Here is a 22,647-nt window from a genome sequence, read left to right as displayed (position 1 = left end):
AGCAGCGGGGATCTTGTTTAATAAGCTTCAGGGCGCTAAGGATATGGATTCAGTGAAAGAGGGTAAGCTGAAGTACAAGCTGAACGAGGAAATACTTGGATCTGAGAATGCGGCGGCAATAGCAATAGCAAACGGAGACTTAGGGTATATCAACTTCGGACAAACTGCGGTAGATATGGACCTGATCAATCAGGAGAGGTACACGGATGAAAAGATTTGTAACATATTCCACGCACCTCCGGGGTTGTGGTCAGCCTCAGCAAATGCTACCGATAATAATATTAAAGCATGGATGAAGCAGTTGATTACCCAGGCAGTTATACCGGAGCTTTCAAGCCTAAGGGACGACTGGAACGAGATCGCAAAACTGTACAGAGACAAGAATTTATATGTCGATTATAGCCTTGAGTGCTATCCAGAGTTAATCGAAGATCAGAACCAGTTAGCTGCCCGCCTGGAAAAGATGTGGTACTACACAGGTCAGGAAAAGAGGTTAATGACCGGCGGAGATGAAGATTTGAATGAACCTATGTTAAACAAATATTTTATACCCTCCAGCTTGAAAGAAATCAACGATGCGAATCCTGATTCTCTGCAAAACGAACTGGACCGAATTGATAACGATGTTGATCCGAAGTTATGACACCGGAGGAGTTGATGATAAAGCTGGTTGAAATAGCGGCTATTAAGTGGCGGATCTATAGCGGGGATTGTAACAGGACAAAAAGTAATAAAGCAAAATGCACAAGGGTATGGTGTGAAGAAAAGTTGTTTGAGTTGGATGGGTTGCCTGATGTGAAACAAAGGCTTGAGGATTATAGAACAGAGTTTAAAAAGGAACGATTAACACTGGGATTGCCAGCATGACCCGAACAGAACGAAATAAAAAGGCTCAAGAATATAAGCGCATTCTGACAGCGATAGAGACAAGATATATCACAAGGGTGTACACGGCTCTTAAAAGTCAGATCAGTTCTTTAACAGAGGTATTAAAAGCCTCAGGGATCGATCAAGCAAGAAGTCATTTAAACAGCTTCTCGTTTAATCTTAAGATGACAGCCGTTGTCAGGGATATGCATTTAAAAGCTGGTTTATGGCTGGCTAACAGAACATACTCTGGATTACTTGCTGCTTCACCACAACTCAAGTACCGGACATTCGGATATAATGAGCAGTGGACGGAAGAAATCTTAAGATACTTCAGACTGCATCTTTTGGAATCGGTGAATAATATCTCCGAAACTACGAAGGCGCATATCCTGAAGATTATGGAGCGGGGGATATCTGAAGGATTGTCAGTCGACGAGATGGTGAGGTTGATTAACGATAAGGTATACCTGGGACACAGGGCGCAGGTAATCGTGCGCACAGAGAGCAATAGGGCTGCGAATTACGGGACCATTGTTGCGGCAGGCGCGTACGACTACCAAGTTGTGAAAGAGTGGATATCGATTCCAGATAACCGTAGGCGGCATTCACATTTGATAGTGGAAGGAGAAATGAGAGAGATGGACCAGCCGTATAGTATTGGCTTAATGTATCCTGGGGATCCGGAAGGACCATTAAAAGAAATTATTCTTTGTCGGTGCTTGCAAGCTATAGTGCCAAAACGAGATGAGCAGGGCAGATTGATACCGAAAATAATGAATCCGATAATTCAGGGCAGACAAAACGAAATGATGCTTTAATGGAAATATGGAAGGCATACCAAGGTAGTTGTAAGCTACGGCGTTAATAGAGCTACCATACAAAGAATTGTCACAGAAAGATTTGGCAGCATATATAATTATAGATCATGGCTAAGCACATAGTAAAACAAGCTTTTTGGCATAAGGGATGGGTACAGCTGCTTTCAGTAGTGTCTACCGAGGTGGGCACTTATGGGATATGGTCTCCGCATTTCGCAAATGATGAGCAGCAAAAACCTATGCATATATATGCCAGGACCTACCAGGAAGAGCATGATAAATATGTTGATCAAATTGCCCTTCAGATGGATACTGAATATATCGAGGAGCTGAGAAAAGAGGGCAAACTTGTTGACGACAGGATTGCCGAATCAAAGAAAATTATTCAAACATTGTAAACTACGTTAACTCATAATTCTACTACTATGAAATATAAATGAGCTACGAAATAAAGAACAACTCCTGTAAAACGCTTGACGTTGACGATAAGTCTCGTCGTGTTAAGGTTGCATTGAACCGCGTCGGGGTTATGGACTTCGATAAAGACATTATCGAAAAAACTGCGTTTGATAAAACCATTACCGAAAGAGGACCAAAAGGCGCCGATCTTATCTGGCACCTTACTGATCATCGGGCATCCTTGAAAGACGCTGTGGGTAAGTTCCACGAACTAGGAATTGAAGGCGACTACCTGTATGGAGTAACCGATATTCCTGCTACCAAATGGGGTGATGATGTGCTTAAATTCTATGTAGCCGGCGCAATCAACCAACACTCTATAGGTTTCTCAACCATTAAGCGCGAAGTTTTCAACGATGATAATTGGGATGCCAGGTACACAGTCATTAAAGAAGTAAAACTCTACGAAGGCTCGGCTGTGCTGTGGGGTGCGAACATCTTCACGCCTACGCTTGCTGTAGGAAAGTCCTTCAAGGATCTCACCAAGGAAGAGAGCGTAACCGCATTCGAAAATGAACTAAAAGAGATCGAATCAATTACCAAACTATTTAAGTCCGGGCACCTATCCGATCAGGCGTTCGAGCTACTTGATATTAAGATCGGACAATCAAAAGAAAGATTATTACAACTCTATAAAGGAGCCACTCAACCCGTAGTGAATACAGTTGAAGCCGGTCAGACAGAGAAATATCTGGACGTATTCAAACAATTCATTCAAAATTAAAACGGGTTAAAAATGGATCCTATTCAATTAAAAGCACAGTTAGAGGCTCTTGAAGCCAAACTGAAAGCAGAGGTTAATGCAGCTGCTAAAGCGGAGATAACCGCCCAAATCGATACACTAAAAGGCCAGCTCGCTTCAATAGAAACATTGAAGACAGAAAATATCGAACTGAAAGGTAAGGTCGCTACACTTGAGACAAATGCAGTAGCTAACCAAAAGTGGATTAATGAACAGATCGCCAAGCAAAAAGAATTTCCACAGGGAGGTGCCCAGCCAAATACATTCGACGGTGTTTTAGGTAAAATGCTCGATGCGAAAAAAGACGCGTTGAAACAATATCGCGAAGGCAACGGTAAGGGCTTCTCGATTGAGATCGATAAGAAAGCTGTTGCTATCATGGGTAGCTCTACCCATTTAACCGGTTCTTATTTTGTGCAGCCAACGGTGGTGCCAGGTGTAATCTCCGCTCCGTACGAAGAAACACACATGCGGAATATTCTGCCTGTTGGCACGACCAATTCTAATATTATCCGGTATATCCGTGATAATGGTGGTGAAGGTGCGCCAACAACAGTTGCAGAGGGTAGCGCAAAACCTCAAGCGGACAGGGACCTTGCCATCTATGACGCACCTGTCCGTAAAATTGCCGTTCACTTCCGGGTGCCAGAAGAAATGATCGAGGATATTCCTTACCTGCAATCATTCCTGACAATGATCGGGCTTGAAGAAGTTGCTGTTGTTGAAGACGATCAGATTTTGTATGGCAATAACGTTGGGAACAATCTTTCCGGATTATTCCCGAACGCAACCACGTTCAGCGCTGGTACTTCTACAGTGACAGCTCCGAATGAATTCGATGTACTCAGGGCTGCACGTAAACAGCTTCGTAACGCGAAATTAAACGGGCCTCTCGTTGCCCTCGTTGCTCCGGATGACTATTTCAATATGACCTCTCGCAAAGATACCAGCGGAAACTACATGTTCCTGTCTGCGTACGGTGTGAACCTGGGTCAGCAAATTGGAATAAATATTATCGAGCATACTTCAGTTGTTGAGGATGATTTCCTGGTAATGCAGCCACGGGCCGCCATGATCTTTGATCGTGCGGGCACAACCGTTAGGTTCTTTGATCAGGATCAGGACAACGCGATTAAAAACTTGATCACTATCGTGATTGAAAAAAGAATTGCGCTGCCAATCTTCAGGCCTGCAGGTATCATTAAGGGTACTTTCTCTACTGCTACTACAGCACTGTTACCAGCATCCTAAATAATAACCGGGGGAGGTTACGGCCTCCCCTTTTTAAATCATTGTTATGGTAAAAGTAAAAGCACTTCAAACATCGGTCGGGGATTACGGCAAACTAAAAGCAGGTCAGGAAATAGAAATGCCTGATCGTGTAGCTAAAGAATTGGCCGCTTCCGGACTGGTTGAAATTATCGATATGCAAGAAAAAGCAGAAGTTGACTCGACTCCGGAGAAAAAAGAAACAGGGCACGCGCCGAAAAAAGAAATGGATCCGACGCCGGAGAAAAAAACATCTATCAGGATTACCGAAAGTGACTCGGTGAAGAAGCTCAGAAAAGAAAACGAAACAGCATTTAATAAAGGCAAGTGAGTTACAACGCCGTCATAGATTTTAAAGTTGTCACCGACCTGTCAGCTGAACCAGTAACACTGGTTGAGGTAAAGCAGCATTTAAATATGCAGTTTGATACGGAAGGTAGCTATGAGTTTACTGATGATGATACTAAGCTGACCAGCCTTATGAAGTCCTGCAGAAAGAGGCTTGAAAAGTACACGGGTGTTTCTTTTGGCCCCAAGACGGTCAGAGCTATTCTAAATAACGGGAAGGGAAATATCGAATTGCCATACGGACCGACAGTAGCTATTACAGCGATTATAGACGAGGATGGCGACACGATAGAGGCAGATGATTATACATTACAGGGAATAGAATTCAAGACCCTGAAAAGCCCGTGTAGCTGTTATGTTGACGTGACTTATACGGCAGGGTTTACAACGCTACCCGAAGATTTAAAGATGGCGTTACTCGAAGAGATTGCCTTCAGGTATGAGAACCGGGGAACGACAGAAAATAAATTATGTGATAGTGCTTTATTGCTCGCAGAACCTCATTCAAGAAATGTATGGCTGTTGTAACCGGATCGATGTTTAAAGAACCTTGCAGGCTTGAAAACCCTACAAAGGAGGCTGATGATGCCGGCGGCCATGCCGCAGTATATGAACACTTCTTAACAACGAGAGGGTACTTTCAAAAGAAGATGGGATTCAACAGCACAGAAGAGGGGTATAACCAAATAGTCAATGAGTACAGGGCTTACATCTGGTGGAGAAATGACATAGAGGCGAATATAACCAAGGACACAAGATTTATACGAGATAACCGGGAGTATTCAATTATTACCTGGAACAGATACAAAGAGAATAGAATGTTTTTAGAGTTCACGTTAATTGAGATTTTATGATAACGTCACATCAACCATGGTTATTCGGATTCAGCGGAATTAAGTGCAATCTGGATTCATTGATTGAGGCGTTTAAAAGATTAAACTAATGCCATTCTCAATAAAAGTGGAAGGACTAGAACAGGTGTTAAGTCGGTTCAAAACATTTCCGGAGAGAATACAGAAAGCGGTATCGAGTGAATTAAAGTTGAGTGCAGAAAGGGTAAAGAGGTTAGCAGTTAAAGATGCGCCGGGCGACAGAGGAACATTAAGGCAGAATATAACGGTGAATCAATCCACAGGGATAGCGTTCACAACAGTAGTGCAGAACCGAACCGCTGCATACATGGAGTGGGGAACGAAAAGTAAGAGACGTATACCAGCCGAATTGATGGCTTACGCCTCCTCGTTTCAGGGTCCGGGGCCGAAGGGCGGGCCAAGTATGCAGGACGCAATTCAGGCATGGGTAAAAAGAAAAAAGATAGCCGGTACTTACTCAGTAAAGACGAAAAGGAGAACCGGGAACAAAGCAACTAAAGAGAAACAGGATAAGGCATTAGCCTTTGTGATTGCTCGGAGCATAAGAAAGAACGGCGTTAACCCGCATCCTTTCTTCTTTAAAAATGTGTTTATAGTCAGGGACGAACTGATAAAGAGTATCGAAAATATTATGAAGGGATTATGAAAGACTTTGATCTGGCATTGAGACGGGCATATTTCGCAGCTCTGAGCAATCAGATAGTTATTGAAGGAAATCCGATCCCAATAGCAGATTCAAAGCTTGAGGAATTTAAAACAGAAAATAGTATCTACATACTCGTTTGGAGTCAAAACGGGCGGGCAGAAGACACGAAGTGTAGTTACAGGTCGTACAGTGAAATTATTTTAGGAATTGTTCACACAATGAAAGGAGCGGGCACTAAAAAGATAGTTGACTTAGTAGCGGATCAGATTACGCAACGCTTATTCCCGACACGTAAGACAACTACGCTTCAAATCGAAAGTGGATTTCGATTGTATGTTCCGAAATTAATAAGCACAGATACATCAGGTATTTCGCAAGTAGAAAATTCAAACGATTATAGAATAGTTAAGACACTAGTATTTTCAAACATAATAATTCAATAAAATGGCAGCTACAGAAGTTCAAGGGTTAGAAGTGGTATTTCAGTATTCAACTGACCTTATTGCGCCCTACGATTGGAAAACTATTGGTTGCGAAACCGACAACTCGTCCGATAGTCAGGCGACAGTAAACGATACGGTAACCAAATGCGCAACCTTCTCTTCTGCCAGCAAGCCAACCAATGCTGTATCTGGAAACGGAGTTGTGAATGCGGCTCCTGAAGCGGATGAAGCATCGTACAAAGAAATTGATGCCCTGTTGCAGAACCAAACCAAAGCAAGAGGCCGTTACCTTAACCTGGATAACGGAACCATTGGTGATGGGGAAGCTATCTACAAAGAAGGCGAAGGAAGATTTACATCTCTTGGCCACGCAGCCCCTGCAGACAATCTCCTGACATTCTCATGGGGATTCTCATTCTCAGGCGTTGTAATTACCACTCCTGCATCATAAAACTGGAAATATGGCAAAGAATAAAATGATCCTGACGCTCGGTGATCAGGAAGTAACCTTGAAATTTAATATGGGCACCCTCCGGAGGATGAAAGATCTGGCTGGCAACGACCCATTCAGGCCGGTTAACACGGAGGACATGCTGGGGATGATTCTATTTTCCCAGGAAGTTATCAATGCCGGTGTGATGACGGAGCTGGGTACCGAAAAGCCTTTCTTCACTCAGGAGCAATTAGACGATTACCTGACCATTTCACTAATGACGGAAATCGTTATAGCGTTCACTCAAGCCTATTCACCAGACGTGCCGGAGGTCAAGGACGACACACAGCCCAGCCCCGTTAACGTTCAGTGATATACTCTCTGATGCGTTCGGGGTACTAAATCTTCATCCATGGGACTTTGACAGATACTCTTTTGAGGAGTTCATGTACAAAAGGAAAGGATTCTATGATTTCTATCAGGCAGGCAAACGAATAGATTTCCATCATTTGAGGATGGCAACTTTTGTGGGCATGCTGCCTCACATGGATAAGCGAGATGTGAAAAAAGGTATTGACGTCATTTTCCCGGATATCTATGGTGAGAGAAAAGAAGTGGGCTGGACTGATGAAAGACTGAAGAGGATAAAAGAAAAAGCCAAACGAATAAAACTCAAGAATAATGCCTGATTACAATATTGGTGTCAAGTTTGGAGCTACTGGTCTTGAGCAATTAAATAAAGATGTCGGATCGGCTACCAAAACGCTCACCGGATTATCAAAGGCATTTGTACAACTTCCTAAAGTTGATTTACGCAATATCGTTGTTGGGGCAACAGAGGTAAAAAAAGAAGTTGATGTTGCATTGACTTCTTTTCAGGCATTGGGAAATGCGTTCGTGCAACCTCCCAAACTGGATGTTACAGGAGTTGTAGACAATCTCAGAAGGGTACCGCCTGCAATCAGCGCATCAGTAGCCTCCCTGGATTCTTATAAGAAAGCGGTCAATGATTTACGGTCATCTACAGGGGCCGGAATTAAAGTTCCGATATCAGTAACATCTCTCGATCAGCTGCAGGCAAAGCTCGCTGATATACGTACAAAACTACAATCCAATACCGATCCATTATTATTCTCAAAATTAAGATCCGAAGCAGCAAGAACTCAGACTGCAATTTCGGCGTTAGATAAAAGTGTAGGAACGGCAGGGAAAGGATTGGGCGGCATTAGGCCCGGAGCTAATCAGGCAGGAACAGCATTACAAAACCTTGGACGTGTCGCTCAAGATGCGCCATTCGGGTTTATCGGCATTCAGAATAACATCAATCCCCTACTTGAATCCTTCCAAAGATTAAAGACCGAATCAGGATCATCTGCAGGCGCATTAAAAGCCCTTGGCTCATCTTTATTAGGTGCGGGAGGCGTTGGCCTTGGACTGTCACTCGTGACCGGTCTTATCACTGTAGCGGTTCAGAAATACGGATCCTTAAGTAATGCTATCAATGTTGTTTTCGGCCTGACTTCAAATCTTGAACAAGCAAATCGGGATCTTGCCAAATCTATGTCAGATGGTGCGGCCTCCGTGGCCGGCGAGGTTGCCACTATACAATCATTAGTATCAATCGCGCAGAACAAGGCATTAGCTGATTCGACAAGGCAGCAGGCCCTTGATAAGCTTAATACAGAATACGACAAGTATCTACCAAAGCTAACGCTTGAAAATATTGAGACAGAGAAAGTAAACGAATCTGTTAAGAAATTAACTAATTCGCTTGTTAGGCAGGCTCAAATAAAGGGCCTTGAAGATTTAATAAGTAAAGAAACTGCTAAGCAAGCCGAGGAATACATAAAAGTACTGGATCAAGTCGCTAACAAAGGGTCTTTACTCTCCCAGGTATTCAACGATTTAATTTCCCCTGTTCCGGGGTTCTCTCAGAAAAAGGCATTGTTTGACTTTTCCCAAACGTTTGATAAGTCTGAGAAGAGAGCATCTTTCCTTACCGACACATTAAAAAATCTATTGTCTTTAGAGGCGGCGTCCGGAAACTTACAGCCTCCGCCTACCACCAAGCCTAAAGAGATTGACTTACTCGGCAAGCAACTTTCTGCACTGGAAAAGATCCGTAAAGTTCAACAAGAGATCGCTGACATTCCGACCATTAATAAAAAAATTGTAGGGTTTGAAACAGAAGGGCTGACTAGTGCCGAGATCGAAGAACTAACCGGACGTCGGAAAATCGAAAAAGCGTTAAAGGATGTTGATGCCCTGATTAAGACCAGTGAAAAAATATATGATTTAAAAATAAAGATTGCTGCTCGTGATTTAAAGAGTGGGGTAATAGATAAGGCGACCGCCGAAGATATAAAGAAGCAGGCTAAAGCTGACCTTGATAAAGTATTTCTACAGCAGGCGTTGATTTATGAGGCAACTGTGCGCGTTAAGCCTACCGTTATAATTGAGCGTTATGATCTATCTCAAAGTCCAGAAGAGGTTACTTCCAATATCGCAAAGGCGCTAGGGCTCGACAAGACCATTCCGATTAAAGCGAGCGCAACTGTTGAGCTACAAACAGTTGGCCTTGATAAGCGGCAGGCTATAGCGGCTATGGAGGGTATGGCAACTGAGCTTACTGCTTCAATAAATGCAATACTCAATCAAGCAATCAATGATTCGTTTGTGGCAATAGGCGAAGGCATAGGAAACGCTATATCGGGCGGCGGCTTGAAAGATTTAGTTTCTCCGTTGCTAAATGTGATTGCCAATGCTCTAACCGAGCTGGGTAAGGCTGTAATAGCCTATGGAACAGCTATGGCCGGATTAAAGATAGCACTCAAAAACTCCTACCTGAACCCTTATGTAGCTATCGCTGTGGGTGTGGTCGCAGTTGCCGCTGGTCAGGCACTTAGGAACAAGGCTCAAAAGTCGACTCCTAAGTTTGCCAATGGCGGTATAGCCAATGGTCCGCTTTCCGGTTACGGAGTGGAACTTCACGGCCGCGAAATGATCATACCGCTTGACAGGCTTAACAACGCTCCGTCATTTACAAGTAAAGAGGGAATGAGTTTATTGCCTTCTATTAATTTCTCTGGCGATATGTTCCGCATCATGCTCCAAAAAGTTAATAGGAGAAAGGGAAGAGTATGAGTTACGGCACACAATATAGGGCTGAGTTCAGTAATGAGCTGAATCAAAATGTTCTGATTCTGTTCGCACAGAAAGACGTAGCACCGCTATCCGATCCGATACCTTTTGAAATATCCGAGGACGGGTTAGAGATGAACGATGATTCGGATGATGGAACAATCATTGCGCGGGAGGTTGTTATAACGATCAATGCCGACGACCAAACGGCGATAACATGGGAGACCTTCTTAACTGGTGGTTATGATGAGTGGTGGGTTATCATCTATGTAGATTACAATGCAGTATTTGAAGGCTTTCTGACACCAGAAGAAGGTTCTGCAGCTTTCCTTGATAAACCTTACGACGTAACACTGAGGGCTACCAATGGCCTGAAATTGCTCCAAAATATACCACTCACAAAACAGGATGGGTTAACTTATAAGGGAAAATTTACTCTTATTGATTATATCTCTTCAGCGTTATCGAAAACATTGCTAAACAATATTTCATCATCTACTGGAATACCGATAAGAATTTATTCGAATGTCTTTGAGGCATCCATGACCAATAGGTATCTGGATATAACTAAAGACTTTTACCAACAAACAAAACTCGATCACAGGACTTTCCAGAAAGATCCTACAACATTCGTTTCTTGCTACGATACTTTGTCAATTATTCTTAAACGACATTCCCGGTTATTTTACTGGAATGCTCGTTGGGTTATTGAATGGATTGGTGAGCATCAATACGCTCCCGGTGGAAGGTATTACACAGAATACAATGCCGACGGAACGGTTATTCAGGGAGTCGAAGATCTTGAGAATTATGCAACCGTTGGAAAGACTGCTCTGATATATCCTATCAATGAGGATCAATTAGTGTCCTCCAACTTCGCTATCAATCTCGCAAGGACTGACTTTAAATTTAAAGTCTGGAAAGAAATACCTCTAAACAATAAGTTCGATAGAGGCACCTTCATCGACGAAGGACCGATGGCCGATATTTATGATCAGGATGGTGACGGAAATATCACTGAGACGATCGGAACTTATAAAAGGCACACTATTGATGATTGGACTTATGGCTTAATGACCTCAACATCAAACTTCGTAAATTTGCCGGCATTAACCCCGGCTTCAGCAGTCCCATCACGAAGATCTATTTATACTATCTATGGCACGGAAACAATAAGAGAACTCATTTTGCCGCCTGTATCAGGTGGCAGCACCCCTTCGTTTTATATGCTACAAGCAGATGGCATACCAGTGAAAGCTTACAGTCGCTTGAAGATTACTATGTCCTTGCGATTGGATAGCCCATATAATCCATCAACCGGCTCAATACCATTTTTTAGAGGGTATATTCAAAGTAGTTCTTTGACTGATAGGCATTGGCTTCGCTATAGTGACGATGAAGAAAAAGACAAAGCAGAGTGGATAAAGGACAGTTTGGCTGGAAGTGGGTATGCTGTGAATAGCAGGCTGATGATTCTTAGTGATACGACCAAGTTTTATTCCCTTACAGTGGAAACGCAAACTATACCAGTGGACGGCACGTTTTATTTTTCGTTCATTACCGGACCGACAGGGCGAACCATATATATTACTGGCTTTGACCTTGAATACATCCCTTATATTGCCGGCGGATATATTCAGGTAGAAGGGGATTACGTACAACATTCTCAGGATGCGAATAATCAGGATAACGACATAGAGGAGATAATGATATCCGATTCTCAGATTCAGGTTGTGGAGGGGGCAATGTTGAACGCTGCAGGACTGCCAACCAATCCGACCTGGTACCGGGGAAACATTGTCGAACGACAACACTTCAAAGGACTGGTTAACCTGGTCCGCTTCAATATGGCATGGAGAAGATTTTGGGATATAACAGGATCTTTTACATCCCTCGACTTTGAACCTGAGAATGATCAGTTGAATAAACAACCTATCGGGTATCATAAAAATTATCGGTTCATTGATCTTGGATTAGTCCGGGAGTTTATCCTCCGGCCTCCTTTAAGAATGAATTTGTGTACGGGAGATATCAATGCTGAATTTCAGGAAGTCTTGCAACCAACGAATACAACTGAGGTATCCGTGGAATACTCAGATGTGATGGCTGCGATTGTTCTTGCGATCAATCAAACCACCAATTCAGAATGGGACAGCGCGGGGCTGGCACCGGGAATCGGAACGCCATACTTTCCTCCGCAAGCTGCGGTTTTCACACCATTTACAACGGTGCTAGCAGTAGTAACTAACCCCGGCGGAGTGGTAACTGTATCAGCTTCGCCGGGGACGGCTTCTAATACTCCTGTTCTTTTCAAGGATAGCGAAACAGTAGTAGACGGAAAGAGAATAACGGTTATTACACTCGGGCCAGATATAGAAATCGGCAACATATTCACAGTGTCGGTTTTCGGGCATGACGTGGTTTATACTGTAGAAAATAAAATTGTTCCAGTAGATGGAGGCCAAGAGGGTGCTTTTAAATTCGACTATAGTTTCGGCAATGGCTGATTATTTATTGACTAGAGAGAGTTCGAAAATAATTATCCTCTAACAAGCCAGATAAGATAAAATATTTGAGAGTTGTTATTGTATGTTTTTATCTTTGATGAACATTATCTTAATGTTTACATCCTGAATTTAAAGGATGAATTTTCTCCGTACCCTCTCCGTTATAATCCAAAGAATATTAAAAGTAAACTACGCTATGCATTCACTCCAAGTGAAATACAATGAAGAAATTCTGTAAGGGCCTACCAGACGCGAGCTCCATCCGTTTTTCATAAATACATCAATCATCTTAATCAACACAATACAACAAAAGACTAGCGCGATTGCTACTTTGATAGAGCAAATGCAAAATTGATTTAGGAACTCCACCATTGGAAACGGCAAAGATTAAAGGCAAAAAGAATGAAGAAATATCAAACAAAGACACCCTTCCCAGACTACTGTCCTATCAAACATAACCGATTTAATAATTTCGTCAATGCGAATATCAGATATTTTCAATGGCTAATTAACAACTTCTCAGGATTGGAGTCTAAGGACGACCGTGATGACCTGATGCAGGAAGTACTTTTATCAACATGGAAAAGATTTGACACTTTTAGTGGTGTGCATTTAGCAGGTTGGCTTAAGAAGACCGTAGAATATTGCTCGTCAAATTATCGGCAAGCTTATGTCAAATATAAAAACAGGAATGTTTTCGGATTAGACTTCGATCGAATCGAACCTGTTGTAGAAGAGTATAGCGAAGACCATTTACAGAAATTGGAATGGGCTATGGCTAAATTACCGGACTGTGATCAAGAGATATTGGCGATCTATCTTAACCCGAACACGTCACTTAGGCGTGAAGCAATGATCCAGGGAAAAGGAGATGGATATTACGACAAAAAATTTTCGCTCATAAAGAGTGATCTAAAATGTTTGTTACAGGATAAACCTCCCCCACCCCGCTTCGTAAGGATAGGTGAGGGCTACCATTCTAATAAAGCAATTATTCAGCTAACGAAGGATGGACAATTTGTTAAACGATGGTCATCTGCAAAGGAGGCGGGAAGAGGGGGATTTAATTCAAAGAACATTGCAAATGTGTTGAAAGGTAAAAGACCGACTTGCCAGGGGTTTGTTTGGAAATATGAAGTTAAAGATTGCGAAACGGAATAACGCTGGCACAGAATGATGCAAACGCTTAAAAGATGATTTCCCCATAACCCGGTCGAGGAGTGCCTTGTTCTAGGGCTGACTGAAGGTATTAAGTAATTTACTTGGTTAAGAGTAATCATATTGTTTTAAATAGAAGTTAAGTCCAACATGAAAAGACTACTTTTCCGAAACGATATAGTAATTAATTTTGTAATTTGTTCCTTAAGAGTTAAATTCAAGTGATTTTCTTCAACCTTTGCATAACCTAAAAAGTTGCCATGACACAACCTCAACAAGAAAACATAATAGAGTTACAACCTAAAGAGTCACTCGCATGGGTTTGTTCCTTTTTAGTTCCTACAGCAGATTTGTGGCTGGTACAGATTCATTTTCTGAATCTTGATATACCAGTTTGGGAGTTAAGAAATGAACAAATGGGAAATATGCCTCATTCGTCTTCGTACACCAATAACACTAATACTTTGCAAAAAATACAGGTATATGTTCAGAGCCACGTGGATTCGACCGCGCCTGGCTATAACCCCGTGCTTGTACGCAAAACTGTAGTTACACACGAAAATCCATTTGATCCCGATATCCCAACATCGGTGACGCAAGGAATTACAATTGAATACCACTTTAGTAACGATTCTTCGACTTTTTTAGACGAATGTACAATTAAGCTTAGGCTCTACGGGCTAACTTCATAATCCGATAAACCACTGGTTGTCAAAAAGCATAGGATAAGTTTTTAACCGGGTTGTACTTAGCTCCGACACAGACGCCTCTTCTATGAGTGCCTATATAGTGAATATAGAGTTGCGAATGCAAAAGCAAATTGCAAAAAGCGCTTTGATTGAATCAAAGGCATCATCGGAATCTTATGTGGAAATATGCGGAGGTTTTATAATCCTATATTTGCTTCAATCAATTTCAGATTACTTATTAAGGATGGCAGTAATCCTTTTTGTCAAATCAGAACTAAATCCAAGAGGCAGTATAGTTCTTCTTTTTTCTCCATGCCAGATTACTTTAAATTTACCGGATTTTTCATTCTCTATATAAGGCAGCCAATTATTCAAAGCTTTGCTTAGATAAAGTTTAAGTTGGTATTCAGCTGTACCATTTTTTTCTCTCGGGGAGTTATGGAAATCTACTTTTAGTAATGATATTTTTCGATTTTTCTCAACGCATTTAGCACAAAGTTCACTTTGGTGACGCATAATGCGATCGCAAAATTCTTTCATGTCTGCTTCGTACTGAGCCTTTGCTGCATTTTTGTTTGCGACCTTGCCCCGATTGATGTATGCAACTTTAAGAAAACTCATGAAATCCATTTTTAGGTTCTGAAGTAGAGGTAAATTGGCAATCGAAATTTACACTTCTATTTGACACGCACTGTACACCGTCTTCTGAAAACTTCCGTCAACAAAGACAGACAGTTCATTGATTAGTCGGCCGTATTCCGTTGCTCTATCTGTAGGTCCGCAATAAACTTCTATCCATCGATCGTCGTCCCTGATCAGGGTCGCGGAAATGATCTCCATTACGATAAATGGCAAACGTCATTTCGTTATTTGGATAGCTAGTCAGGACCCTAATGTCGTGCTTCGAGCCGGCTTATCCATTTTAGGAAGTTATGAAATTCTCGGCTGAAAAAAATCAGGAAAATTTGAAATCTTACCGCATAAAATAACTGTATATAATGGACCATTTTGCCTTATACATGTTTCTTAAGCCCTGTGAATGGGCATTTTACTTTTCTTTAGACTCAAGACTCTGATACAAACCGGTTTCCTTACCGCATTGGAATATTATTTTTAATATTTTTGGAATATTTTTTTGCCAATTCCGGAAAGTGACTATATTTGGAATCAAAATACCAGACTATGAAAACCATTCTACAGTTTGAAGACGCAAATGAGATTTTGAAACCATACTATTCGGCACTTATCAAATGTTTAGACAAAAGTTTTGCTGATTGTAACGCTATGAGTAATTTCTTTTCAACTCAAAATCCAGCCCACTTTAAACCGAGGACTAAGGGATCATTTATCGCTGACCGGCTGAAGATTCATCTCGGTAATCAATTTGACGCCGACTCAAACATAAGATTTGTTGAAATTAAAGGGGCTTTAGCTGTTGTAATTCAAGAAAAACTTGTAGTGCGGTTTAACAAGATAGATCAGCGGTTGAGAATGTCCATTAACCGTAGAACAAAGTCGTCGAAGCGCTACCTTAACCAAATTCCAATGGAAGGGCTAGAAGATATGACATATGTGTGGGGAGGCTATATGCCAGATAAAATTTGGAGTACTATAAATGGATACTACCTCACTTGTTATAATGGTAACTTAAATTGGCATTACGACATGGGCAAAAATAGTTCTCTACAACAATTGAGTATTGAAATTCCACAAGATAAAGCCGCTAAACGCGTTAAACCAAAAACAAGACAAGGCAGCAATTCGAACAAGAAAACTGGCACCGAAGACTAAACAATAAAAAATATGAGGATTCTTAATACTGAAATTCTTGCTTTAGCCAGGGAATCACGCGGCTACAACCAAAATCAACTTTCAGATTTATTAAGAGTAGAGCAAGGAACCGTATCGAAAATCGAAAACGGCAGGCTAGGCATCACTGATGAACTATTAGTGAAGATTGCTACAATCCTTAACTATCCGGTTGATTTGTTTTACGACGTTGAGAGAGTAATTAAAGTTGAAGGGCATTATCGAAAAAAGATTTCTTTACCGGCGAAAGAGTTGAAGGAATATAAAAGTAAAATGACTTTTGCCGAAAGGCACATTAATAAACTTTCAGATGCAGTTGAATTACCTGACGTCAAGATACCTTCATGGGATGTAGAATCAGATGGGGATATCATTCAGGCGGCAAACTTTCTTCGTGAATATTGGAAAATCCCAAGAGGAAGAATAGAAGATTTGGCAAAAGTGACTGAAGATAATGGCATTATTATCGCTCCACTTGATTTAGGGGATATGGACGCGTTAAGCACCTATTCTTCCAGATATAATTTACCCATATTGTATGTCAACAAAAAGAGATCGGCTGATCGAATACGGTTTAATAATGCACACGAGCTCTGTCACTATGTCTGTCATTTTGGAAAAAAAATCTCTTCTGAAAGAGACATTGAAAAAGAAGCAAACATCTTCGCAAGCGAGCTTTTGTTACCGACTACCGAAGTCTTGCCACAACTGGTAAATTTAAACTTAGAAAAACTTTCAGATCTGAAAAGATATTGGAAGGTTTCAATGCAAGCTATACTTTATAAAGCGAAATTTTTGAACGCTGTATCGGAAAATCAATATTACTATCTGGTCAAACAAATGAGCTCACTTGGATACAGGAAGAATGAACCGATTATGATTCAACCTGATAACCCCAATCTTTTACGAGAGATATTGCAAACCTACATTGAGGATATGAGTTATTCGAAAACAGATTTAGCAAAAATTTTGTATCTCAATGAAAGTGATTTAGAGTCCACTTATTTTGGTGGAAGGCCAACTCCGAAATTCAACGTTTATCGGTAAAAGAACTTGCGAAGCATATTGGCATCCTTCTTTTCACTCACTGAAACTCAAAAATCGGGATTCACCTGGGCATTAGTCAAAAAGGCAATAGCCGAAAAAACCATATACCGAAATTGTTATTGGAGGTATAAAGAAAAATCTCAGGTTGTTTACTTGCAACTAGATAACCGAGGTAAATTAATTCGCGAGTGGTCAAACCGGATGAATTGAAAGCTGCAGGATACAGTCCTAATCAGATTAAACGAGTTTTCAGAGGTGAAACCAAAATGCATAAAGCCTTTTTATGGCAACGGGTTGCGTCATGAAACATTCGATTCCCCAGGGAAGGGGCATTTTACTTTATAACCTCAAAAGTTTAAACTTCTTTGAAAAAACTTGCTAAAAAGGCTTTAACGTCTTTTTGCTGTTTTTTACTCAGGCTTGCTAAAACACTTGTAAATACAAGGTCACAGTGAGATCGGTTACAGTTTGTTGGCGTATGTTGAATATTAAATTCCGCTGAACTTTGAGGATCTTTCCATGGGAAAGGTCCAATCGCCACTCCGGGTCTACCAACCTTTAAATGAAAGTCACAACTCCTATTTTCAATGTCTTCGAGCTCTGCCCACATGACGTCTGTAGGATCATTGGAATATTTACTTCTATTTAATGATAATCCCGCAGCAACGTCGGTCCATTTGATTTGACTAAATACGTCTGGAATCGGCTGGAAGGGGTTGCCAGTGAATCGACGATAAAACCTTTCGGCCGGCTCGAAGCTACAGTCTTCCGTTCGGTCAAATTCAGACAGATAGGTCGGTGGCGTCATTCAGATACGAATGCATTAGTTATTGTATTCAGAGTGACTTTTCCTTCAGTATCCAAGTGGATACTTCTGTATTTACCTGGGGTTGAAGAAACATAGATATAGGAAACTTCGTCATCTTCCTCACCGATAACAATATAATGTGTTCCATCCTCCCCTGCCCGAAAGATAGCAATTTCATTATCCGCAGTAAATGAGACGGCGAAATCATGAGCCGTTAAAGCAAGGTCTTCGCTTAAGATATCAGCAATTGCTTGAAATTGGGATAGTTGGGGAGTGGTTAGAACGTGTTCGTCGTCGTGGAATAGTTTTTCTAATTGATCTTTAAAAAACTTTCTTTTTCGTTTTGACAAATCATCAATGGCGAAGAAACGATTGCTTATCCCATGTGACAACAACGATAAAAAATAAAAGTGAAGCCCTGTCATTCGACTGACAGAGACGGGTGGCGCCCACGCTAAGGGCCTGCCATTATAATTCATCTTGTATATTCTGGAAGCATGGGGATTCGTCGGGAGATCGAATATCTCGCGATTGTACAATAATTCCAAATCAACTCCCTCACTTGTAGAGTTCTCCGTTAAGTAAGATCCAGTCGAGGGCATGCGACTAAGTTCAATGTCATTGTAGCTTAATTTCATAATGAATTATATTTATCAATGGCAAATGGAGTAATACTCGCGAAAAAAATTTCATTTTTGAATGTTCTTAGCGCAGCGAAATCATCACGCATATCAATTATTGCATTTCCTGCAGTTGGGATAACATTTTTAATGACGTCTATATCTAAATACAGTTTCTGTTGGCCGCTAACATCGACTTGAAGAAGTTCGTTGATAACACCACTTGCGGCAGACACCGCATCAAAGACCTCCATGCGGATAAAGGAAGAAATCAGGGGCTTTTGAATTGGATTAGGGGGTACGATGGTTAAATATGTGCTAACAGTTTCGCCAGGCTCCAGTATAAACTCATTAATGAACCGCAACGAAAATCTTCGCCATATCTGGGGTCGGAAATGAATAATATATTTATCAAGAAACTTTATTGCTTCAGGATAAAAAGAATCCCAGCTTGTATACTTTTGATTCAGAAATGAAAAGGCAAACCCATTCTCTCTGGCTTGAATTGAGACATTGTCTTTGGTATAAAATGCAATTCCGATCGTCTTTCGCTCAACGCTACTAATTGAATCAGAAAGCGTGCCTCCGATTTGAACTAAATTTTCATGTCTGTAAAATTCATCACCTAAGACTTCTCGAAATTGTTTAAATTCTGAATATTCAATAGACCGGCCATGGTCAAACAGGACCTCAAGAATCGCTTCTTTGATCGGAGGCTTTGATAAAGTCAAGTAAGTAAATTTAAAATAATAAACCTTGAATTCGACAATGCTGATTAGATAGCACCAACATGGAATTTTTCGTTAGGATAGCTCTCGCAAAATAATCACCCCCTCCTATAATTAATAATTTTCATGGCTAATATCATGTTAATTTGTGAATTATCCAAATGACTAAGGCGATTGGTGACTAAAATGGTGATAACAATGAATATTTAAAACTCGTTCTTAACTTGCCGTAGTCTTTCATGTTGCCGCTCTTTTTCGCCCCCAAGATAATGGTCCATCGTAACGATTAGAGATGTATGTGCAGCCATTTTTTGTGCATCAATTGCTGAAAGTACTGCTGCTGTCTCGTCCAGGTTAGAATGCTTTAAACTATAAAAGTCAGCGGTAATCCCAAGCTTCTTTTTTACATGTCGATTCCAACGCCGGCATACCTGGTTAGAATTAATGGCTCTGTAACCGGGAATAAGGCCATCAGAAAAAAGAAAGTCATCTGATTTCGCCTGTTCAATCACTTCTTTCCAAAGCGGTAAAACAATGTCCTTGATCGTTCGCCAGGTCTCCCGGTACTGTTTACCTTTTTTAATTGTCATTTTGTACCGCTGATTTAAAAGATCAACATCTTGCTTTCTAATCAGCATTAATTCAGTTTCCCTGGCACCTGAATGAAAAAAGATGTGCATGAACCTCCAGAAACTGTAGTGACTCTCCTTCAAGTACTCATTCACCCTGGACCGATCCTCGAGAGACAGTCTTTCCCGGATCCGCTTGACAGTCTTTTGCTTTTTGATTTTTGCCACCGGATCAATCTCAGTTGCTTCCATTTCAATTAACTCACTGAAAACGATCATCAGATATGACCTGTATTGATTGTGTCGGTGTGCGCTCCATTTGGGATTGTCTTTTGCACACTGCTGGAAAATAACTTTAATATGCTTCCTGGTTACTTTGGAGATCGGTATGGTAGAGATTCTTAACTTTTGCGCAGCTGCCGACACGCCCTTGACGGTTGACTTGATATCATCCATCGTTTTTTTCGCCTTTTTGATCATGAGTTGTGCTGCGCTCAACGCCTGGACAAATGGAGTGGCGGGATCAATCATGCCTTCACCCAACAAATCATCGTCTAAGGGCTGCTCGAAGGTTCCTAAAATAGGGTTATAATTCTGTTGCTGTAGTAACGCGAGCTCCGAATCAATTAAAGCCCGGGTAGCATCCTGCCGGGATTTTAGTGTTATGAATTGATTCATCCCTTTAATGATTTTCAGTTTCCCCCTCTTGGTGCCTGGTTGGTGGGGTATAGCTGGATCGTAAAACCGGTAATAGATCAACCAGGGACTTTTGATATTCGCCTTGGCAGTATTCCAATTTTTGGGGGAAACTTTTAGCTCAGTACAAGAGCAATTGTTGCATAGCTGTAGCATGACTAACTTTTTAGGTGTTAACGAAAGTGTTAACGATTATAAAAATTAGCCGCAAAGCAAGAGAGTTTGAAAGAGACGAAACGCAATACAGGACTACGTTTCGTCTTAGTAGCGAGGAGCGGGCACGATCCGCCGACCTCCGGGTTATGAATCCGGTGCTCTAACCAGCTGAGCTACCTCGCCAAACAACAGCATTTGCTTAAGGGCTGCAAAAATAGACAAATACAGCAAAAATCAGAAATGATTTTATAACTTATTTAAAACAAGCCCTTGTTTCCTGCGGGCAACAGAAATTAACCCGAAAACATAGATTGGAAGATTTTAAGAGCGACGATGCCCGAGTTGATCTACGGGTTGATCCCCGAGTTGATCCAATAAATCTTTTGAGGATTTTACCCGACCTGGCCGCATTTCCCCCTAAGTGATTGAGGTTGGAACGTGCCGGATGGGCCTGAGGTTGGTTTGATTTGCCACCTTCGATTCCTGCTCGGAGTTACCCAAGCCGATCAGGGCCAAACAGCAACCAGCGCTGGAAGCACACCTAAAAAAGCCGATCAGGGAACAAAAGCTGATCGGAGACAAGAACCACCAGCGGTATGAACAATGGTATTAACCAGGAATCACAGTGGGAAATCAAACTAACCGAAAGGCCCATCTGGCGAAGGGAAGAACCGAGTGAACGCACTAATTTGGATCGATGGAGTCAAAGTGCACCACTTTTTTGTCATTAATCAATTTCTCGAGGAGCTTTTGATGCCTATCCTCGCCACCTTTAATTGAATATTCAAACACCAGTTCATTTCCCTGCTTACTTAACGAAGGCCTGACAAAGGTCAGACCGACCTCCTTCATAAATCTTTCATACTCCTTATCCGCCAGCTGGCTATTATTGAAAGTGATCTTGTAGTTAAACTTCACGTTTGTTCTTTCGAGCCTTTTACCAACATAACCAAGAATATTTAGAACAATCATAACAAGCAAGGCTGAAATTCCTGCTGCCATGTACATACCGGCGGCTATAGCCATTCCGATGGCGGCCGTAACCCAGACTGTAGCTGCTGTTGTCAGCCCTTTTACACCGGTATCGCTCTTAAAAATTACACCTGCACCCACGAATCCAATACCGGTAACAATGTTGGAAGCGATCCGGTCTTTTGAGTTTTCTTCAATCAAAATTGAAGCGATCGTAAACAGGCATGATCCCAGGCTAATCAGGATCAATGTGCGAAACCCGGCCGATTTGTTACGGTATTCGCGTTCGGCGCCAATTATTCCGCCGGCAAGGGCTGCAAGAAACAATCTAAGAAAAATGTCTTCATTTGACATAAACGCAGTTGACATAAACACCAGAGGATGAAAAATATGCCATCCTACCCGCTTCATGCAAAACCACCTTCCATAGCTTTGAAAACCATTGTTGAGTAAGATGTTCTACATTGTTTGACGGGGGACCACCTGGTTAGACAGAATATCACGATTAGCCGGCCGGAATAACTTTTTTATGTATCTGGAAAATATCAGGCATGAAAAACTTTGTAAATATTTATTTTTCAATAATCATCATGGTTACGATTGGCATTTTCGGTTGCAACTCTGGTCAAACAAGTAATGAAGAATCAGGAGACAGTGTCAACACCCAGGATAGTTCGTTGATGAATAATTACGGTAACGAACACCCGAACGACAGGCTTCATATGCAGGATAGCAATGCTGCTAAAGATAGCAGTACAATTGGCAGACCGGATACTTCAAAAACAAGAGATTCCGCAAGGTAATAGTGACAAAGTTGATAAGTAAGATGATAATGTTGAAGCCTCTT

27 protein-coding genes and 1 tRNA gene are annotated in these 22,647 nt (G+C 41.5%); 21 read left to right on the top strand and 7 right to left on the bottom strand.

Annotated features, from left to right (window positions below; translation table 11 throughout):
• The 18 genes from VK664_RS10545 to VK664_RS10460 all read left to right on the top strand — a co-directional run.
• The coding region (locus tag VK664_RS10545; protein WP_461398616.1) for a phage portal protein at positions 1 to 643 on the top strand (643 nt) is incomplete at its 5' end.
• Positions 640 to 867, top strand: a complete 228-nt coding sequence (locus VK664_RS10540) for a hypothetical protein (RefSeq protein ID WP_461398615.1) — start codon at positions 640 to 642, stop codon at positions 865 to 867. The genes VK664_RS10545 and VK664_RS10540, both read left to right, overlap by 4 nt.
• A complete protein-coding gene (locus VK664_RS10535; RefSeq protein ID WP_461398614.1) occupies positions 864 to 1,688 on the top strand; it encodes a phage minor head protein in 825 nt (274 codons plus the stop codon). Before VK664_RS10540 ends, VK664_RS10535 begins: the two co-directional genes overlap by 4 nt.
• 107 nt (positions 1,689 to 1,795) lie before the next feature.
• Entirely contained in the window at positions 1,796 to 2,086 is a 291-nt protein-coding gene (locus VK664_RS10530; RefSeq protein ID WP_461398613.1) for a hypothetical protein, read from the top strand.
• Positions 2,087 to 2,124: 38 nt separating this feature from the next.
• Positions 2,125 to 2,871: an HK97 family phage prohead protease gene (locus tag VK664_RS10525; RefSeq protein ID WP_461398612.1), complete on the top strand. Its 747-nt coding sequence runs from the start codon at positions 2,125 to 2,127 to the stop codon at positions 2,869 to 2,871.
• Positions 2,872 to 2,883: 12 nt separating this feature from the next.
• Positions 2,884 to 4,140 carry a phage major capsid protein gene (locus tag VK664_RS10520; RefSeq protein WP_461398611.1) on the top strand — a complete coding sequence of 419 codons (1,257 nt, stop codon included), beginning with the start codon at positions 2,884 to 2,886 and terminating at the stop codon, positions 4,138 to 4,140.
• A gap of 46 nt (positions 4,141 to 4,186) precedes the next feature.
• A complete protein-coding gene (locus VK664_RS10515; RefSeq protein ID WP_461398610.1) occupies positions 4,187 to 4,489 on the top strand; it encodes a hypothetical protein in 303 nt (100 codons plus the stop codon).
• Positions 4,486 to 5,034: a head-tail connector protein gene (locus tag VK664_RS10510; protein ID WP_461398609.1), complete on the top strand. Its 549-nt coding sequence runs from the start codon at positions 4,486 to 4,488 to the stop codon at positions 5,032 to 5,034. Before VK664_RS10515 ends, VK664_RS10510 begins: the two co-directional genes overlap by 4 nt.
• The gene (locus tag VK664_RS10505; RefSeq protein ID WP_461398608.1) at positions 5,022 to 5,360 is read left to right on the top strand and encodes a phage head completion protein; all 339 of its coding nucleotides are present in this window, start codon (positions 5,022 to 5,024) and stop codon (positions 5,358 to 5,360) included. Before VK664_RS10510 ends, VK664_RS10505 begins: the two co-directional genes overlap by 13 nt.
• 88 nt (positions 5,361 to 5,448) lie before the next feature.
• On the top strand, positions 5,449 to 6,024 hold the full coding sequence (locus VK664_RS10500; RefSeq protein WP_461398607.1) for an HK97 gp10 family phage protein: 576 nt from the start codon (positions 5,449 to 5,451) through the stop codon (positions 6,022 to 6,024).
• Positions 6,021 to 6,467 (top strand): hypothetical protein, encoded by a 447-nt coding sequence (locus VK664_RS10495; RefSeq protein ID WP_461398606.1) that lies wholly within the window; start codon positions 6,021 to 6,023, stop codon positions 6,465 to 6,467. Before VK664_RS10500 ends, VK664_RS10495 begins: the two co-directional genes overlap by 4 nt.
• Position 6,468: 1 nt before the next feature.
• Entirely contained in the window at positions 6,469 to 6,918 is a 450-nt protein-coding gene (locus VK664_RS10490; protein ID WP_461398605.1) for a hypothetical protein, read from the top strand.
• Positions 6,919 to 6,928: 10 nt separating this feature from the next.
• Positions 6,929 to 7,273: a hypothetical protein gene (locus VK664_RS10485; protein WP_461398604.1), complete on the top strand. Its 345-nt coding sequence runs from the start codon at positions 6,929 to 6,931 to the stop codon at positions 7,271 to 7,273.
• A 73-nt stretch (positions 7,274 to 7,346) separates the two neighbouring features.
• Positions 7,347 to 7,589: a hypothetical protein gene (locus tag VK664_RS10480; RefSeq protein WP_461398603.1), complete on the top strand. Its 243-nt coding sequence runs from the start codon at positions 7,347 to 7,349 to the stop codon at positions 7,587 to 7,589.
• Positions 7,582 to 10,044, top strand: coding sequence for a hypothetical protein (locus tag VK664_RS10475; protein ID WP_461398602.1), 2,463 nt, complete (start codon positions 7,582 to 7,584; stop codon positions 10,042 to 10,044). The genes VK664_RS10480 and VK664_RS10475 overlap by 8 nt, the downstream gene beginning before the upstream one ends.
• Entirely contained in the window at positions 10,041 to 12,548 is a 2,508-nt protein-coding gene (locus VK664_RS10470; protein WP_461398601.1) for a hypothetical protein, read from the top strand. The genes VK664_RS10475 and VK664_RS10470 overlap by 4 nt, the downstream gene beginning before the upstream one ends.
• 402 nt (positions 12,549 to 12,950) lie before the next feature.
• Positions 12,951 to 13,709: a hypothetical protein gene (locus tag VK664_RS10465; RefSeq protein WP_461398600.1), complete on the top strand. Its 759-nt coding sequence runs from the start codon at positions 12,951 to 12,953 to the stop codon at positions 13,707 to 13,709.
• 257 nt (positions 13,710 to 13,966) lie between these two features.
• Positions 13,967 to 14,398 carry a hypothetical protein gene (locus VK664_RS10460; RefSeq protein ID WP_461398599.1) on the top strand — a complete coding sequence of 144 codons (432 nt, stop codon included), beginning with the start codon at positions 13,967 to 13,969 and terminating at the stop codon, positions 14,396 to 14,398.
• A gap of 228 nt (positions 14,399 to 14,626) precedes the next feature.
• Here VK664_RS10460 and VK664_RS10455 read toward each other — a convergent pair whose 3' ends face one another.
• Entirely contained in the window at positions 14,627 to 15,016 is a 390-nt protein-coding gene (locus VK664_RS10455) for a hypothetical protein (RefSeq protein ID WP_461398598.1), read from the bottom strand.
• A 561-nt stretch (positions 15,017 to 15,577) separates the two neighbouring features.
• Here VK664_RS10455 and VK664_RS10450 point away from each other — a divergent pair.
• Positions 15,578 to 16,186 (top strand): hypothetical protein, encoded by a 609-nt coding sequence (locus VK664_RS10450; protein WP_461398597.1) that lies wholly within the window; start codon positions 15,578 to 15,580, stop codon positions 16,184 to 16,186.
• Between the two features lie 12 nt (positions 16,187 to 16,198).
• Positions 16,199 to 17,251: a helix-turn-helix domain-containing protein gene (locus VK664_RS10445; protein WP_461398596.1), complete on the top strand. Its 1,053-nt coding sequence runs from the start codon at positions 16,199 to 16,201 to the stop codon at positions 17,249 to 17,251.
• A 355-nt stretch (positions 17,252 to 17,606) separates the two neighbouring features.
• Here the strand turns inward: VK664_RS10445 and VK664_RS10440 are convergent, their stop codons facing one another.
• The 6 genes from VK664_RS10440 to VK664_RS10415 form a co-directional block, all read right to left on the bottom strand.
• Positions 17,607 to 18,059, bottom strand: a complete 453-nt coding sequence (locus tag VK664_RS10440) for a hypothetical protein (RefSeq protein ID WP_461398595.1) — start codon at positions 18,057 to 18,059, stop codon at positions 17,607 to 17,609.
• A complete protein-coding gene (locus VK664_RS10435) occupies positions 18,056 to 18,697 on the bottom strand; it encodes a hypothetical protein (RefSeq protein ID WP_461398594.1) in 642 nt (213 codons plus the stop codon). The genes VK664_RS10440 and VK664_RS10435 overlap by 4 nt, the downstream gene beginning before the upstream one ends.
• Positions 18,694 to 19,410, bottom strand: a complete 717-nt coding sequence (locus VK664_RS10430; protein WP_461398593.1) for a TIGR04255 family protein — start codon at positions 19,408 to 19,410, stop codon at positions 18,694 to 18,696. The genes VK664_RS10435 and VK664_RS10430 overlap by 4 nt, the downstream gene beginning before the upstream one ends.
• Positions 19,411 to 19,613: 203 nt before the next feature.
• A complete protein-coding gene (locus VK664_RS10425; protein WP_461398592.1) occupies positions 19,614 to 20,654 on the bottom strand; it encodes a tyrosine-type recombinase/integrase in 1,041 nt (346 codons plus the stop codon).
• A 283-nt stretch (positions 20,655 to 20,937) separates the two neighbouring features.
• Positions 20,938 to 21,011, bottom strand: a tRNA-Met gene (locus VK664_RS10420).
• A gap of 501 nt (positions 21,012 to 21,512) precedes the next feature.
• Entirely contained in the window at positions 21,513 to 22,154 is a 642-nt protein-coding gene (locus VK664_RS10415; RefSeq protein ID WP_461398591.1) for an MgtC/SapB family protein, read from the bottom strand.
• A gap of 197 nt (positions 22,155 to 22,351) precedes the next feature.
• Between VK664_RS10415 and VK664_RS10410 the strand changes: the two genes are divergently transcribed.
• Positions 22,352 to 22,603, top strand: a complete 252-nt coding sequence (locus VK664_RS10410) for a hypothetical protein (protein WP_461398590.1) — start codon at positions 22,352 to 22,354, stop codon at positions 22,601 to 22,603.
• Positions 22,604 to 22,647 lie beyond the last annotated feature (44 nt).

The sequence above is a fragment of the Flavitalea sp. genome, from assembly GCF_035489435.1.
Lineage (GTDB): Bacteria > Bacteroidota > Bacteroidia > Chitinophagales > Chitinophagaceae > DATHKG01.
Note: the sequence above shows the minus strand (reverse complement) of the source record. Positions and strands in the feature narration are given on the sequence as shown.